Origin of the sequence: Mesorhizobium australafricanum (genome assembly GCF_033977265.1) — a bacterium.
Lineage (GTDB): Bacteria > Pseudomonadota > Alphaproteobacteria > Rhizobiales > Rhizobiaceae > Mesorhizobium > Mesorhizobium australafricanum.
The window spans coordinates 219,959-235,219 of sequence record NZ_JAVIIT010000004.1; the positions used below are offsets into that span (position 1 = coordinate 219,959).

The window sequence follows — 15,261 nt, forward strand, 5'->3', positions numbered from 1 at the left end:
CAATCTCCAAGGTCGAAGGTCGGGCGCCGGCAATCAAGCTGCCAATCTCCCCCCTTGCGGGGGAGATGTCCGGCAGGACAGAGGGGGGTGTGAAGGAACGCGGCGCTACAGCACCTTCTTTGTCGCCCTGTCCCAAAGGCTCAGCTCTTCCCCCGCGCTCGACGAAGCAGACGTCAGGCCGCCCTCTTCTTCGCCAACCGCGCCTTGATGCTTGCCACGTCAGCGCGCGGCGTCGCGGCGAACAGCGTCTTGGTGTAGGCGTGCTTGGGGTTGGAGAAGACCTCGTCGCGCGGGCCGTATTCGACGGCTTCGCCGAAATACATGACCATCACGTCGTCGGCGATGTAGCGCACCACCGACAGGTCATGGCTGATGAAAACGTAGGTCAGCTTGAACTCGTCTTGCAGGTCGGCAAGCAGGTTGAGCACCTGCGCCTGCACCGAGAGGTCGAGCGCCGAGACCGGTTCGTCCAGCACCAAAAGGCTCGGGTTCAGCATCAGCGCGCGGGCAATGGCGATGCGCTGGCGCTGGCCGCCCGAGAACATGTGCGGATAGCGGTTGTAATGCTCTGGTCCGAGGCCGACCTTCTTCAGCATCTTCATCGCAAGATCGCGGCGCTCTTCGGCCGGCTTGTCGGTGTTGATCAAGAGCGGCTCGCCGAGCACGTCGCCGATCTTCTGGCGCGGGTTGAGCGAGCCATAAGGGTTCTGGAAAACGATCTGCACCTTGCGGCGCATCTCCCTGGAGAGGCCGTCCCTGGCGATATCGACCTTGTTGCCGTCGATGAAGAGCTCGCCGGAGGTGGCCGGATCGATCAGCGTGATGATGCGGGCGAGCGTGGACTTGCCGCAACCGGACTCGCCGACGATGGCCAGCGTCTTGCCCTTCTCGACGCTGAAGGAAACGCCCTTCACCGCATGCACGGTGCGCGCGCCGCGGAACAGGCCGCCGCCGACATGATAGTCGCGCTTGATGTCCTTGCCTTCGACGACCTTGGTCATGCGCCGGCTCCGGAAGGCGCCGGCTCGAATAGCATGTCGGAGACGGTCGGCAACCGGTCGCCGACGGCGTTTTCCGGCAGTGCCGAGAGCAGCGCGCGCGTGTAGTTGCTCTTCGGCGATTCAAAGAGCGACAGAACGTCGGCCTCTTCCATCTTGCGGCCCTTGTACTGGACGATGACGCGGTCGGCGGTCTCGGCCACCACGCCCATATTGTGGGTGATCATGATCAGGCCCATGCCGTATTTGACCTGCAGCGAAACCAGGAGATCGAGGATCTGTTTCTGGATGGTGACGTCGAGCGCGGTGGTCGGCTCGTCGGCGATCAGCAGCTTCGGATTGCAGGCAATGGCGATGGCGATCATGACGCGCTGGCACTGACCGCCCGACATCTGGTGCGGGAAGGAATTCAGCCGCTCGGCGGGCTCCGGAATGCCGACCTGCTTCAGGAGTTCAATGGCGCGCGCGCGCCGCTGGGCTTTGTCCATGCCCATATGGAAGCGCAGCACCTCCTCGATCTGGAAACCGATGGTGAAGCAGGGATTGAGGCTTGCCATCGGTTCCTGGAAGATCATCGACATATCCTTGCCGACGATCTTGCGCCGCTCGGCAGAACCCAGCTTCAGCAGATCGCGGCCGGCGAAGTCCATCCGATCGGCGGTCACCTTGGCCGTCCACGGCAACAGACCCATTACTGCCAGCATCGACACCGACTTGCCGGAGCCGGATTCGCCGACGATGGCGAGCACCTCGCGCTCGTCGACATGGAGCGAGACGCCGTCGACGGCGCGGAACGGGCCGGACGCGGTCTGGAATTCGACGACGAGATTCTGGATGTCGAGCAGCGCCATCACGACCTCCTGAGCTTGGGATCGAGCGCGTCGCGCAGGCCGTCGCCGACTAGGTTGATGGCAAGCACGGTGATGAGGATGGCGAGACCCGGGAAGGTGACCACCCACCAGGCACGCAGGATGAATTCACGTGCCGAGGCAAGCATCGTGCCCCATTCCGGCGTCGGCGGCTGGGCGCCGAGGCCGAGGAAGCCGAGTGCCGCGGCTTCCAGGATGGCGTTGGAGAAGGATAGCGTGCCCTGCACGATCAAAGGCGCCAGGCAGTTGGGCAGGATGGTGGCAAGCATCAGCCTGATGTGACCGGCGCCGGCGACCTTCGCCGCCACGACATACTCGCGGCTCTTCTCGGCCATCACCGCCGCGCGCACCAGGCGGGCGAAATGCGGCTGCAGCACCAGCGCGATCGCCAGCATGGCGTTGAACAGGCCCGGCCCGAGGATGGTGACCAGAACCAGCGCGAGCAGCAGCGACGGAAAGGCCAGGATCAGGTCCATGACCCGCATGATCGCGACGTCGACCCAGCCGCGGAAATAGCCGGCCAGCAGGCCAAGCGTGATGCCGCCGGTAAGCGCCAGCGTGACCACGACCGCGCCGATCAGCAGCGAGAAGCGCGCGCCATAGAGCAGGCGCGAGAGGATGTCGCGGCCGACCGGATCGGTGCCGAGCAGATATTGCGTCGAGCCGCCGTCCTGCCAGGCCGGCGGCCTGAGGAACGCGGTCTTGTCCTGCACATCCGGCGCATAGGGCGCGAGCAGCGGCGCGGAGAGCGCGGCCAGCACCAAAAGGATGAAGACGAACAGGCCGATGACGGCGCCGCGGTTCACCGAGAAATAGTGCCAGAAGGTTTTCAGCCCGGTGAGACGATCCGGACTGCCGGCGGCCATCGGGGCGATTTCGGTCTGGCTCATTTATGCTGCCCTGATGCGTGGGTTGATGACGGCATAGAGCACATCGACGATGAGGTTCACCGCCATGACGATGAGCGCGATCAAAAGCAGGCCCGACTGGACGACGACATAGTCGCGCTTGAAGATGGAATCGACCATCCACTTGCCGATACCCGGCCAGGCGAAGATGGTCTCGGTGAGGATGGCGCCGGCAAGCAGCGTGCCGACCTGGAGGCCGATGGTGGTGACGACCGGGATCAACGCGTTGCGAAGCGCATGCACGCCGATGACGCGGCCCGCCGAAAGGCCCTTGGCGCGCGCGGTGCGGACATAGTCTTCGCCGAGCACCTCGAGCATGGCCGAGCGCGTCTGGCGCGCGATCACCGCCAGCGGGATGGTGCCGAGCACGATCGCGGGAAGGACGAGATGACTGAGCGCCGAGCGGAAAGCATCCCATTTGCCGTACAGCAAGGTGTCGATCGTCATGAAGCCGGTGATCGGCTTGAAGAAGAACTGCAGGCCGATGCGGCCCGAGACCGGCGTCCAGCCGAGATAGCCGGAAAAGAAGATGATGAGCAGCAGCCCCCACCAGAAGATCGGCATGGAATAGCCGACAAGGGCGGTGCCCATCAGCGATTGATCGAACCATGAGCCGCGCTTGACGGCAGCGACGATGCCGGCCGGTATGCCGATCACCATGGCGAAGATCATGGCGAAGAAGGACAGTTCCAGCGTCGCCGGGAAGAGCGTCTTGAACTCCTCGAGCACCGGGCGCTTGGACGAAATGGAGACGCCGAAATCGCCGGTGGCGACCTCACCGACATAGCGCGCATACTGCTCCCAGATCGGCAGATCAAAGCCGAACTGTTGCTTCAGCTCTTCGTAGCGGGCGGGGGCGACACCATGCTCGCCGGCCATGGCGAGGATCGGATCGCCGGGCAGCAGCCGGACGAAGGCGAAGGCGCAGATGGTGATGCCGACCAGGGTCGGGATCAGGAGGGCGATTTTGTTGAGAAGATATCGGAGCATCGTCGAATTGAATGGGGCGGCGCTAAAGTTGCGCCGCCCCGTTCGCAATATTATTCGGCCTTGTCAACGCCGTCGAAGCGATGAATGCCGAGCGGGTCCATCTTGAAGCCGCTGACATTATTACGAACGACCGCGTAAACCTGGCTGTGGGCGAGCAGGAAAGCCGGAGCTTCCTTGGCGAAGATCACCTGCGCCTGCTCATAGAGCTTGGTGCGCTCGGCCTGGTCGCTGGTCTTCTTGGCCTTCTGGATCAGGTCCTCGAAGTCCTTGTCGCACCAGCTGGAGTAGTTCGAGACGCCGATGGCCGAGCAGGCGAACAGGGTGGCGAAGAAATTGTCCGGATCGCCATTGTCGCCGGTCCAGCCGATCTGGAAGGCGCCGGGACGGTCCTTCTTCTTGCCTTCCGAGCGATACTTGGTCCACTCGTAGTTGACGATTTCAGCCTTGACGCCGACCTTGGCCCAGTCGGCCTGGATCAGCTCCGCGGCGCGCTGGAAGTTCGGGTTGTACGGACGAACGCGGTCGGAAGCCCAGAGCTGGATTTCCTTGAGACCGGCATCGGCCAGCACCTTCTTGGCCGCATCGGGATTATAGGCGTCGGCCTTCACGTCCTTGTCCCACGACCACATGGTCGGTGGGATGAGGTTCTCGGCGGGCGTAGCGCCGGCATCCTGGAACAGCGATTTGATCAGAGCTTCCCGGTCGATCGCCTGGTTGAGCGCGTGGCGCACCTCCGGCTTGTCGAGCGGCGGGATCGTGGTGTTGTAGCTCATATAGCCGATGTTCAGGCCGGCCTGATCCATCAGGGTCACGTCCTTGTTGGCCTTGATGGTGCCGATGTCGGCAGGGTTCGGATAGGGCGCGATGTCGCATTCGCCGGCCAGCACCTTCTGGATGCGGGCGGTGGCGTCAGGCGTGATGGCGAAGACGAGATCGTCGATCTTTTCCTTGCCCTTGAAGTAATCGGGGTTGGCCGCATAGCGGATGACCGAATCCAGCTGGTAGTCGACGAACTGGAACGGACCGGTGCCGATCGGCTTGGTCGAGAAGTCGGCCATCTTGCCGTCCTTCTGCAGCTGGTCGGCATATTCCTTCGACACGATCGAGGCGAAGTCCATGCCGAGATTGGCCAGCATCGGCGCGTTCGGCTCGGTCAGCGTCAGCTTGACGGTGAGGTCGTCGACCTTCTCCCACTTGGCGACGTATTTCGGCATGTCCATGCCGGTGTAGTAGTCCCAGGTCAGGTTCGGCAGATACTTGTCGCCGTTCCACGGGTTCTCTTTGTTGAACTGGCGATCGAAGGAGAAGACGACGTCATCGGCGTTGAGGTCGCGCGTCGGCTTGAAATAGTCGGTGGTCTGGAACTTCACGCCCGGATGCAGGTGGAAAGTATAGACCAGGCCATCGTCGGAAATTTCCCACTTGTCGGCAAGACCCGGCTCGACTTCGGTGCCGCCGTGCTTGAACTCGACCAGTCGCGAATAGACCGTGCGCGACGAAGCGTCGAAGTCGTTACCGCCGGTCGTGGTACCGGGATCGAAATTGGCCGGCGACGCCTCCGAGCAATATACAAGCGTCTTAGCACTGGCCATGCCGCCGAGGACGCTTGCAGCCAGCAACGCGGCTGCAAAAGTCATTGTCTTTTTCATTGAGCACTCCCTGATGTTCTCCCAGGCCCCTCTAGCAGGCTGGTGAAGGGCGCATATAAGCACCGTTTCTTCGCCTTTGGAACACCCCGTTTGCCTACCCCACGGGAAGCAGGAGAAGAATCTAGTTTTTGCCCCAACAGCAGAAAAAATGAGTAGTTTTTTTGCTCTCGACATTATTAACGATGGCATTTTTTTATTGATTGGCCACCGTTTGAAACGAGCGATGGGGGCCTGACTGCCCGGGTCTGCCTGCCGCGCAGGCGCGATGCGGAAGGCCCTCGGAGGATCAGACTTCGACGGCAAATCTTTCCCCGTTCTGCCGCTGGGGCAAGGCTTGCACGGCCGCCGATAGAGGCAATACATAGACGATGGGCGGGATTTCCCGGAAAATCCGTGACCGGCGTGGAGGACGCTTCCTTGAAGCGGGCGCCCCAGATTGAAGGCGACAGGGAGAGACAGGTGGCAAAAGCAGCCAAGACGACAGCCCCGGCAAAGGCCAAGGCCGCCGCCGAAAGCAACGCGCCCAAGGCTGCCAGGGCCGCCGCGCCGAAGGCCAAGACGACCGCAACGGCAGCGCCCGCCAAGTCGGCCGCAAAGCCGGCCGCTGCCAAGCCCGCAACGGCAAAGGCCAAGGCTGCAGCCGCGAAAGTGGGCAAGCCGGCAACCGCAAAAGCAGCGGCCGCGAAGCCGGCCGCCGCCAAGCCCGCCGCGAAGGGCCTGCCGAAGGCGATCACCGAGCTCACCGTCGGCCTGCCGGAAAAGCCGTGGCTGAAAAGCTATCCGAAGAACATGCCGGCCGAGATCGGCGCCCTGCCCTACAAGTCCATCGGCGAATTCCTTGTCGGCGCCTGCAAGCGATTCGCCGGACGGCCGGCCTTCGTGTGCATGGGCAAGTCGATCACCTATGCCGAGCTCGAACGGCTCTCGGCCGCGTTCGGCGCCTATCTGCAGGCGAGGGGCCTGGAGAAGGGCGCGCGCGTGGCGCTGATGATGCCGAACGTGCTGCAATATCCGGTCGCGATGATGGGCATACTGCGCGCCGGCTATACCGTGGTGAATGTCAACCCGCTCTACACGCCGCGCGAACTGGAACACCAGTTGAAGGATTCCGGCGCGCAGGCGATCGTCATCCTCGAAAACTTCGCCGGCACGCTGCAGTCGGTGATCGCCAGGACGCCGGTGAAGCACGTCATCGTCGCTGCGATGGGCGACATGCTGGGCGGCCTCAAGGGCGCCATCGTCAACCTCGTCGTGCGGCGGGTGAAGAAGATGGTTCCGGCATGGTCGCTGCCCGGCCATGTCAAGTTCAACGCCGTGCTGAAGACCGGCGCGACCATCGCCTTCAAGCCGCCCACGGTCTCCGGCGACGACATCGCCTTCCTGCAATATACGGGCGGCACCACCGGCATCTCGAAGGGCGCGACGCTGCTGCATCGCAACGTGCTCTCGAACGTCGCGCAGAATTCGCTGTGGGTGGAGGACGCCTACACGGTCAAGCCGAAGCCGGCGCATCTCAACTTCATCTGCGCGCTGCCGCTCTATCACATCTTCGCGCTGACGGTGAACGCGCTGATGGGCATGCAGCAGGGTGCGCAGAACGTGCTGATCCCCAACCCGCGCGACATTCCGGGCTTCGTCAAGGAGCTGGCGAAATACCCGATGCACATCTTCCCCGGCCTCAACACGCTGTTCAACGCGCTGCTCAACAATGAGGAATTCCGCAAGCTCGACTTCAAGCCGCTGATCCTGACGCTGGGCGGCGGCATGGCGGTGCAGAAGGGCGTCGCCGAACGCTGGAAGGCGCTGACCGGCTGCCCGGTCAGCGAAGGCTACGGGCTTTCCGAAACCTCGCCGGTGGCGACCGCCAACAAGTTCAGCTCCAGCGACTTCACCGGCACGATCGGCCTGCCGCTGCCTTCGACGGAAATCGCCATCCGCGACGACGACGGCAACAATGTGCCGCTCGGCGAAGTGGGCGAGATCTGCATCCGCGGCCCGCAGGTGATGGCCGGCTACTGGAACCGGCCCGACGAGACCGCCAAGGTGATGACCAAGGACGGCTTCTTCAAATCCGGCGACATGGGGTTCATGGACGAGCGCGGCTACACCAAGATCGTCGACCGCAAGAAGGACATGATCCTGGTGTCCGGCTTCAACGTCTATCCCAACGAATTGGAAGAGGTGGTGGCGCATCACCCGGGTGTGCTGGAAGTGGCGGCGATCGGCGTGCCGGACGAGCATTCCGGCGAAGTGCCGAAGCTGTTCGTGGTCAAGAAGGATCCGGCGCTTACCGTCGAATCGCTGCTGGCTTACTGCCGCGAGAACCTGACCGGCTACAAGCGGCCGAGATACATCGAGTTCCGCACCGAGCTGCCGAAGACGCCGGTCGGCAAGATCCTGCGGCGCGCGCTGCGGGAATAGGCTTGAGCAATCCCACTGCCAGCCTGGGGCGAGAGCGGGCGGAGGCGCTCGATCCGGCGCAATTCATCAAGGCGAACATGCGACTGGCGCCGGTACCTTCGCTGCCGGAGATCAGGCTCCACCTGGCGCATCCCGGCAGCGGCCTGCGACGGCTGCTTGAACCTGACGACGACAATGGCGAGAGCCGGCCTGAGCCACAGCCGCCTTACTGGGCCTATGCCTGGGCCGGTGGTGCGGTGCTGGCCCGCTATATTCTCGACCGTCCGTCGATCGTCGCCGGCAAGCGGGTGCTCGATCTAGGCGCCGGTTCGGGGCTGGTCGGTATCGCGGCGGCAAAAGCCGGAGCGCGCGAGGTGATCGCGGCGGAGACTGATCGCAACGGCGTCGTGGCGCTTCGCCTCAACGCGCAAGCCAACGGCGTCGCCATCCAGATACGCGATGAGGACATCACCGCCGGTCCGCCGCCGGCGGTGGACCTGGTGCTTGCGGGCGACGTCTTCTATGCGCAGGACGTAGCGCAGCGGGTGATGCCATTCCTCGACCGCTGCCTCGCCGCCCGCATCGATGTGCTGGTCGGCGATCCCGGCCGCGCCTGGCTGCCCAGGCCACGGCTTTGCCTGCTTAGCGAATACCAGGTGCCGGATGTCGGCGGAAACGGCGGTGGCGACCCAAAGCCCAGCGCCGTCTTCGCGCTTGTGGCGGAACCCGGCTAACCTGCCGGCACGTTCACCCGTGCAGCGAGAAAGTCAGGCAGGTCGGCGACCGAGTCCAGAACGATATCCGCCATCGGCGCCAGCGAGTCGCGCGTGCCGGTGCCGGAAAGGACGCCCACCGCCAGACCGCAGCCGCCGGCGCGCGCCATTTCGAGGTCATGGCGGTTGTCGCCGACCATGGCGATCTCGCCCGGCTTCAACCCGGTCAGATCGCAAAAAGCGACCACGGTGTCGGGCGCCGGCTTGGAGTTGGCGACGGCGTCATAGCCGAAGGCGGCATCGAAGAGCTGCGCGATGCCGAGCGTGGCGAGCGTCCTTTCGGCGCCGCTGGTCGAATCGTTGGTGGCAACGCCCATGCGATAGGATCGCTTGTGCAATGTCCGCAGCGACTCGACAACGCCCGGCAGCGCGACCGCCATGGCCGAACCCTGCGCCGAAGTGATCTCGTTGAAGCGGGAAACGGCATGCATCTGGTCCTCGTCGGACAGGCGCGGAAACCAGAGTTCGACGACATCCATGTTCGAGCCCGAGGCAAAGATCGAATCGGGCTTGAATCGCTTGCTGACGAAATCGAAGCCGGCGGCGGCGAGCAGGCGATCCGCCTTCCAGCGATCGCCTTCGGCGGCATCCATTGCCATGAAGTCGGCGACACCAAGCCAGGTTGCATTGAAGTCGACAAGCGTGCCGTCCTTGTCGAACAGTATTCCCCTGATATCCGCCAAGCCTTTTACTCCTTGCCGCGCAATTGGTGGATATGAGCCACCAGTCCGGCAGTCGAGGCGTCGCGTTTTGCGGCAGTCTCCTTGCCCTCAACGACAGGCAGCAGGCCCGTCGCCAATTCCTTGCCGAGTTCGACGCCCCATTGGTCGAAGGAATTGATGTTGAACAGTGTGCCCTCGACGAAGACGCGATGTTCATAAAGCGCGATAAGCCGGCCCAACATGCGCGGATCGAGCTTGCGGTAAAGGATGGTCAGCGAGGGACGATTGCCCGAAAAGACGCGGTGCGGCGCGATCCTGTCGACGTCGGCCGGCTGCATGCCCTTGGCCAGCATCTGTGCGCGCGCCTCTTCCAGCGTGCGGCCCTTCATGAAGGCTTCCGACTGCGCCAGGCAGTTGGCAAGCAAGAGGTCGTGCTGGTGCTTGAGTTCCGGCTCATGCCCGACAGCGGCGGCGAGGAACTCTACCGGGATGAAGTCGGTGCCCTGGTGCAGGAGCTGGAAGAAAGCATGCTGGCCGTTCGTGCCGGGTTCGCCCCAGACCAGCGGGCCGGTCGGCGTGGTGACCGCGGTGCCGTCCAGCGTGACGCTCTTGCCGTTCGATTCCATGTCGAGCTGCTGCAGGTAGGCCGGCAGGCGCGAAAGGCGCTGGTCGTAAGGGATGACGGCGCGGGCCGGATATCTGCAGACGACGCGGTGCCACCAGCCGATCAGCCCCAGCAACACCGGCAGGTTCTTCCGCATCGGCGCGGTGCGGAAATGCTCGTCCATCTCATGCGCGCCGTCGAGGAAGGCGCGGAAGTTGCGCGGACCGACGGAAATCATCACCGGCAGGCCGATGGCGCTCCAGACCGAGTAGCGTCCGCCGACCCAGTCCCAGAAACCGAAGACGCGGTCCTGTTCGATGCCGAACTTCGCCACGAGGTCGAGGGCGGTCGAAACGGCGGCGAAATGCTTGCCGACCGCTTCCTTGCCGAGCGCCTTCTGAACCCAATCGCGCGCCGTCTGCGCATTGGTCATCGTCTCGACCGTGGTGAAGGTCTTGGAGGCGATGATGAACAAGGTCGTTTCGGGAGACAGGCCCTTCAGCGTGTCGTGGATATGGGCACCGTCGACATTGGAGACATAATGCGCGCGCGGCCCGTCATGATAGGGCGCGAGCGCAAGCGTCACCATCGCCGGGCCGAGATCCGAGCCGCCGATGCCGATGTTGACGATGTCGGTGATCTTCCTGCCGGTGGCGCCGGCCGCCTTGCCGGAGCGGATGGCGTCGGCGAAGGCGCCCATGGCGTCCAGCACGGCAATCACATCCGCCTTGGTATCCTGGCCATCGACGACGACGCTCTTGCCGGTCAGGTTGCGCAGCGCGGTGTGCAGCACGGCACGGTTCTCGGTGATGTTGATCTTCTTGCCTTCGAACATGGCGGCGCGGCGGCCTTCGAGATCGGCGGCGCCGGCGAGCTTCTCCAGCATCGTCATCGTATCTGCGTCGACCGCGCATTTCGACCAGTCGAGCAGGAGGTCGCCATCCGTGGCGGAGAATGTCTCGAAGCGCTTGGGATCAGCGGCGAAGGCGTCGCGCATCGAGCCCTTGGCCGCCGCGCGTTGATCTCGCAAGGCGGCAAGTTGCTTGTCGAAAGATGACTGGTCCACTGGCGGGCTCCTGGCGGTTTTTTAGACCATTTTAACAGGCCGGATGTTTCCGGCGCGTGTCGCGCAACACTCTATCTAGCCGATTTCCATTTCATTCAAGCGCGGCTTTGCCGCACCGCATCACGCTTTGATGAGGCGCGATATCGGACGGTGAGGGCTCGAGAATTTCAACGCGAGGGTGATGCGCTTCATAAGGCGACGATGCTCCGCATCGCGCCTTGGGACGGTGCCGCGACGGTGCTTCGCATCGCGCTTGGACGCTGCGCGTCGCGCTTGATAGATCACTGGCATAAATCCCAGCGATCAGAAAAATTCATTGGCGCAACCCCTTATGCCACCCATACACTCCACTGGTCCAGCCAAGTGAAAACAGCTGGCCGTCCGAGGAAGATTTCCCATGCCACAGCGCAATGACACGGCCATATGGTCCGGCCTGTTCCGGATTTCGGCTGAATCCGGCCAAACCCTTCAGGCGCAGATCCGCCAGGCGATCGTCGCGGCCATTCTCGACCGACAGATCGCTGCCTCGATGCCGTTGCCGTCCTGCCGAATTCTCGCGGAAAAACTAGGGGTTGCCCGCGGAACGGTGGTGCTCGCCTTCCAGCAGCTGGTCGACCAGGGTTTCCTGGTGGCGCGTGAACGGCGCGGCCATTTCGTCAATCCCGACGTGCTGGCCACCCCCGCCAAGCCGCACCAGAAGGCGCCCGACCAGCAGAACGAGATCGACTGGAAGGCGCGCCGGCAGATCGCCGCAAGCGACATGCCGCCGCCGGCCAAGCACGACAACTGGATCAAGTCCTCCTATCCGTTCGTCTACGGCCAGTTCGATCCGGCGCTGTTCCCGACCGCCGAATGGCGCGAGTGCAACCGCATGGCGCTGGCCGTGCTGGAGATCCGCAACTGGGCGTCCGACATGGTGGATCGCGACGATCCGCTGCTGATCGAGCAGATCCAGGCCAGGCTTCTGCCGCGCCGCGGCATCTTCGCCAATCCGGACGAGATCATCGTGACGCTGGGCGCGCAGAACGCGCTTTACATGCTGGCCACGCTGCTGATGACCAAGGGATCGAAGGTGGCGATGGAAGACCCGGGCTATCCCGATGCCCGCTCGATCTTCCGGCTCGCCGGCGCCGATATCCAGCCGGTTCCGGTCGATCAGTCAGGTATCGTAACGTCCTCTATTCCCAGCGATTCCGGCTTCGTCTTCGTCACGCCCAGCCACCACTGCCCGACCATGGTGCCGCTGTCGGCGGAGCGGCGGCAGGACCTCCTGGCGCGCGCCAACCGCAACAACCAGATCATCATCGAGGACGGTTATGACAGCCAGCTCCTCGACGAGGCGCCGCAGCAGGCGCTGAAGAGCCTCGATCGCTCCGGCCGCGTCATCTATGTCGGCTCGATGTCGAAGACGCTGGCTCCGGGCCTCAGGCTTGGCTACATCGTGGCCTCCGCCGGGCTGATCGCCGAGCTTCGCGCGCTGCGCCGCTTCATGCTCAGGCATCCGCCGGCGAACAACCAGCGCGCCGTGGCGCTGTTCCTGTCGCTCGGCCACCACGAGGCGCTGGTGCGCAGGCTTTCCACTGCCTTCGACGAGCGGCGCAAGCGTCTGGTCCATGCGATTTCCGCTTTCCTGCCGGAATGGCGCTCGACCGACTCGGCGGGCGGCACATCGCTCTGGCTGGAAGGACCGCGTGGCACCGATTCACGCGGTCTGGCCGAAGCTGCCGCTTCGCGCAGCGTCATCATCGAACCCGGCGACCGGTTCTTCGACCGCAGCGAAAAGCCCTCTCGTTTCATGCGCTTGGGTATCTCCTCGATCTCGCTGCAGCATATCGAGCCGGGCATCCGCGAACTCGCCACCGCCGCGGGGCGCAGGCCCGCGGCCGCCTGATCGCCACGGACTTCCCAAAAAGGGCCGGCGCTGCGCCGGCTCTTTTTTTTTGGGCGCACCCTTGTCGCTTTAGCATTCTGGCATATTCGACGGGATCGGTTGGCCCATAGGCTGTACCAATGCCGGCGGCATAGTCGGGGCCAGAAGGGGATGAGGCAGGCCGATGGTGGACCAACCGCCGCGCCCGCCTCGCAGTAAAGACAAAAAGGTGGAGTGCTTCCATGTCAGTGGCTCTGGAGAAGCAGGAAGCGTCGTCGGACCAGCGTTCGCGGCGCTCCGGCGGGCGCGAAGCGCGCCGCGCGATGCGGGCGGCGCCTTTGGCCGACGACATCCGTCCGGTGCGGGCGGGGCTTGAAGGCGGCAGCTATGGCCCATTGAGCCAGAACGACCGCGAACGCATCCACGAAGCGGTGCTGACGCTGCTGGAGACGGTCGGTTTCGCCAACGCCATCCCGTCCTGCATCGAGGCGCTGACCCGGGTCGGCGGCACCTATGGCGACGACGGCCGCATCCGGCTGCCACGCGCCCTCGTGCTCGACACGATCAGACAAGCGGCGCGCAACTTTACCCTCCACGGCCAGGATCCTAAGCACGACATGCTGATCCAGGGCAAACGCGTGCATTACGGGACGGCCGGCGCTGCGGTGCATCTGGTCGATGTCGAGAAGCGCGAATATCGCGAATCGCTGCTGCAGGATCTCTATGACGCCGCCCGTCTCGTCGATGGGCTGGACAACATCCATTTCTTCCAGCGCACCATGGTGCCGCGCGACATTCCCGACCCGCTCGATATGGATTTCAACACGCTCTATGCCTGCGTGATGGGGACGTCCAAGCATGTCGGCACCTCGTTCACCGTGCGCGAGAACGTCAAGCCGGCGCTCGAAATGCTCTATGCCATCGCCGGCGGCGAGGAGAATTTCCGGGCGCGGCCTTTCGTGTCGAACTCGAACTGCTTCGTGGTGCCGCCGATGAAGTTCGCCGAGGACGCCTGCGGCGTGCTGGAGGCCTGCGTCGAAGGCGGCATTCCGATCCTGCTCCTCTCGGCCGGCCAGGCCGGCGCCACCGCGCCGGCCGCGATTGCCGGCGCCGTCGTGCAGGCGGTGGCGGAAGTGCTGATGGGCCTGGTCTATGTCAATGCCATCAAGCCCGGGCATCCGGCGATCTTCGGCACCTGGCCGTTCGTTTCCGACCTGCGGACCGGCGCCATGTCCGGCGGCTCGGCCGAGCAGGCGGTGCTGACCGCGGCCTGCGCGCAGATGGCGCAATATTACGACCTGCCGGGTGGCTCCGCCGCCGGCATGACGGACTCGAAACTGCCCGACATCCAGTCCGGCTACGAGAAAGGCATCACCGATGTGATGGCCGGGCTTGCCGGGCTCAATCTCGTCTATGAATCGGCCGGCATGCATGCCTCGCTGCTCGGCTTCTGCCTCGAAAGCCTGATCATCGACAACGACATGCTCGGACATTGCCTGCGCTGCGTGCGCGGCATCGAGGTGACCGACGAGGCGCTGTCGATCGATACGATAACCGATGTCTGCATCAAGGGTCCCGGGCACTATCTCGGCAACGATCAGACGCTGAAGCTGATGCAGACCGAGTATTTCTATCCTGCCGTCGGCGACCGTTTCTCGCCGAAGGAATGGAACGAGAAGGGCCGGCCCGACATCCTGTCGCGGGCGATCGCCGAGAAGAAGCGCGTGCTTGCCGAGCGTTTCCCGCGCCATGTGCCGCGCCTTCTCGACGACAAATTGCGCGCCCGCTTCGGCGAGATGATCAAGTTGCCGCGCAGCGGCATGGGCGGCTAGGACACGTTGATATTTCGGTGAGGCCGGCCTGCAAATGGCGGCTTCCTGCGCTTCCGGCCTTTGCCAGCCGAAGCGTTCATAAGTGGCGGCGTGAGAGTCAAGGCTACGGCCGGCGAAGGCCGGTGCTCACGTACTTTAAGTACGCTCCGCTCCGGTTCTCGGAAACCACCATTTTCGACTCGGCCTGACCGAATATCAAAGTGCCCTACCAAGTCACTCGGCGCTCAGCCCGTAACGTTCAACCACTTCCGGGTTGATCAGCTTGGCGTGCAGCGTCATCAGCACGATCTGCGCGTCGAAACTGTCGCCGGCCTCCAGCGCCGCCTCGATGCGGCGCTCGACCTGCAATGTCGGCTCCCGCCCATTGGCCTGCTCGAACACTTCCGGCCCGGCAACGCAATAGCTGCAGAGTTGCGCCACGGATGCATAGGCGTCCGCCGGCGGCTCGTCGGGCCAGCGCTCGTTCATCAGATTGACGACGGTGAGTTTCACACCCTCCGGCACCAGGGCCGGATGCAGATCGGCCTTGCGCAAGGCGTCGTCGAGCTGCCGCAGGTCGCCGGAGCGGCCGAACATGCCGAGAAAGCCCAGGGAAGAGCGCCGTTTCGCCACGATGGTCTCTTCTTTCGCAAATCTACCG

12 protein-coding genes are annotated in these 15,261 nt (G+C 63.9%); 4 read left to right on the forward strand and 8 right to left on the reverse strand.

From position 1 onward, the window contains the following. Positions 1 to 173: 173 nt before the first annotated feature. From RFM98_RS10285 to RFM98_RS10305, 5 genes are read right to left on the reverse strand one after another with little or no spacing between them, the layout of a single operon-like run. The gene (locus RFM98_RS10285) at positions 174 to 1,001 is read right to left on the reverse strand and encodes a dipeptide ABC transporter ATP-binding protein (RefSeq protein WP_320308753.1); all 828 of its coding nucleotides are present in this window, start codon (positions 999 to 1,001) and stop codon (positions 174 to 176) included. Continuing rightward, entirely contained in the window at positions 998 to 1,849 is an 852-nt protein-coding gene (locus RFM98_RS10290) for an ABC transporter ATP-binding protein (protein ID WP_320308754.1), read from the reverse strand. Before RFM98_RS10290 ends, RFM98_RS10285 begins: the two co-directional genes overlap by 4 nt. Next, entirely contained in the window at positions 1,849 to 2,757 is a 909-nt protein-coding gene (locus RFM98_RS10295) for an ABC transporter permease subunit (protein WP_320308755.1), read from the reverse strand. Before RFM98_RS10295 ends, RFM98_RS10290 begins: the two co-directional genes overlap by 1 nt. Further along, a complete protein-coding gene (locus RFM98_RS10300) occupies positions 2,758 to 3,765 on the reverse strand; it encodes an ABC transporter permease subunit (protein WP_320215118.1) in 1,008 nt (335 codons plus the stop codon). 50 nt (positions 3,766 to 3,815) lie between these two features. Continuing rightward, positions 3,816 to 5,414 carry an ABC transporter substrate-binding protein gene (locus RFM98_RS10305; RefSeq protein ID WP_320308756.1) on the reverse strand — a complete coding sequence of 533 codons (1,599 nt, stop codon included), beginning with the start codon at positions 5,412 to 5,414 and terminating at the stop codon, positions 3,816 to 3,818. A 459-nt stretch (positions 5,415 to 5,873) separates the two neighbouring features. Between RFM98_RS10305 and RFM98_RS10310 the strand changes: the two genes are divergently transcribed. Further along, positions 5,874 to 7,835, forward strand: a complete 1,962-nt coding sequence (locus tag RFM98_RS10310; RefSeq protein ID WP_320308757.1) for a long-chain fatty acid--CoA ligase — start codon at positions 5,874 to 5,876, stop codon at positions 7,833 to 7,835. A 77-nt stretch (positions 7,836 to 7,912) separates the two neighbouring features. Further along, complete coding sequence (locus RFM98_RS10315) at positions 7,913 to 8,548, forward strand: class I SAM-dependent methyltransferase (RefSeq protein ID WP_320308944.1); 636 nt, start codon at positions 7,913 to 7,915, stop codon at positions 8,546 to 8,548. On the opposite strand, the gene RFM98_RS10320 is transcribed toward RFM98_RS10315, so the two are convergent. Together RFM98_RS10320 and pgi are read right to left on the reverse strand one after the other, a co-directional pair. Further along, the gene (locus RFM98_RS10320; protein WP_320308758.1) at positions 8,545 to 9,270 is read right to left on the reverse strand and encodes an HAD family hydrolase; all 726 of its coding nucleotides are present in this window, start codon (positions 9,268 to 9,270) and stop codon (positions 8,545 to 8,547) included. The two genes, RFM98_RS10315 and RFM98_RS10320, sit on opposite strands and share 4 nt — an antisense overlap. Before the next feature lie 5 nt (positions 9,271 to 9,275). Beyond that, a complete protein-coding gene (pgi, locus tag RFM98_RS10325; protein ID WP_320308759.1) occupies positions 9,276 to 10,919 on the reverse strand; it encodes a glucose-6-phosphate isomerase in 1,644 nt (547 codons plus the stop codon). A gap of 397 nt (positions 10,920 to 11,316) precedes the next feature. On the opposite strand from pgi, the gene pdxR reads away from it, so the two are divergent. Together pdxR and RFM98_RS10335 are read left to right on the forward strand one after the other, a co-directional pair. Continuing rightward, positions 11,317 to 12,810, forward strand: coding sequence for a MocR-like pyridoxine biosynthesis transcription factor PdxR (gene pdxR / locus RFM98_RS10330; RefSeq protein WP_140647084.1), 1,494 nt, complete (start codon positions 11,317 to 11,319; stop codon positions 12,808 to 12,810). A 221-nt stretch (positions 12,811 to 13,031) separates the two neighbouring features. Beyond that, entirely contained in the window at positions 13,032 to 14,621 is a 1,590-nt protein-coding gene (locus RFM98_RS10335) for a trimethylamine methyltransferase family protein (protein WP_320215107.1), read from the forward strand. A gap of 213 nt (positions 14,622 to 14,834) precedes the next feature. Here the strand turns inward: RFM98_RS10335 and RFM98_RS10340 are convergent, their stop codons facing one another. Further along, positions 14,835 to 15,233, reverse strand: a complete 399-nt coding sequence (locus RFM98_RS10340) for a hypothetical protein (protein ID WP_320308760.1) — start codon at positions 15,231 to 15,233, stop codon at positions 14,835 to 14,837. Positions 15,234 to 15,261: the final 28 nt, after the last annotated feature.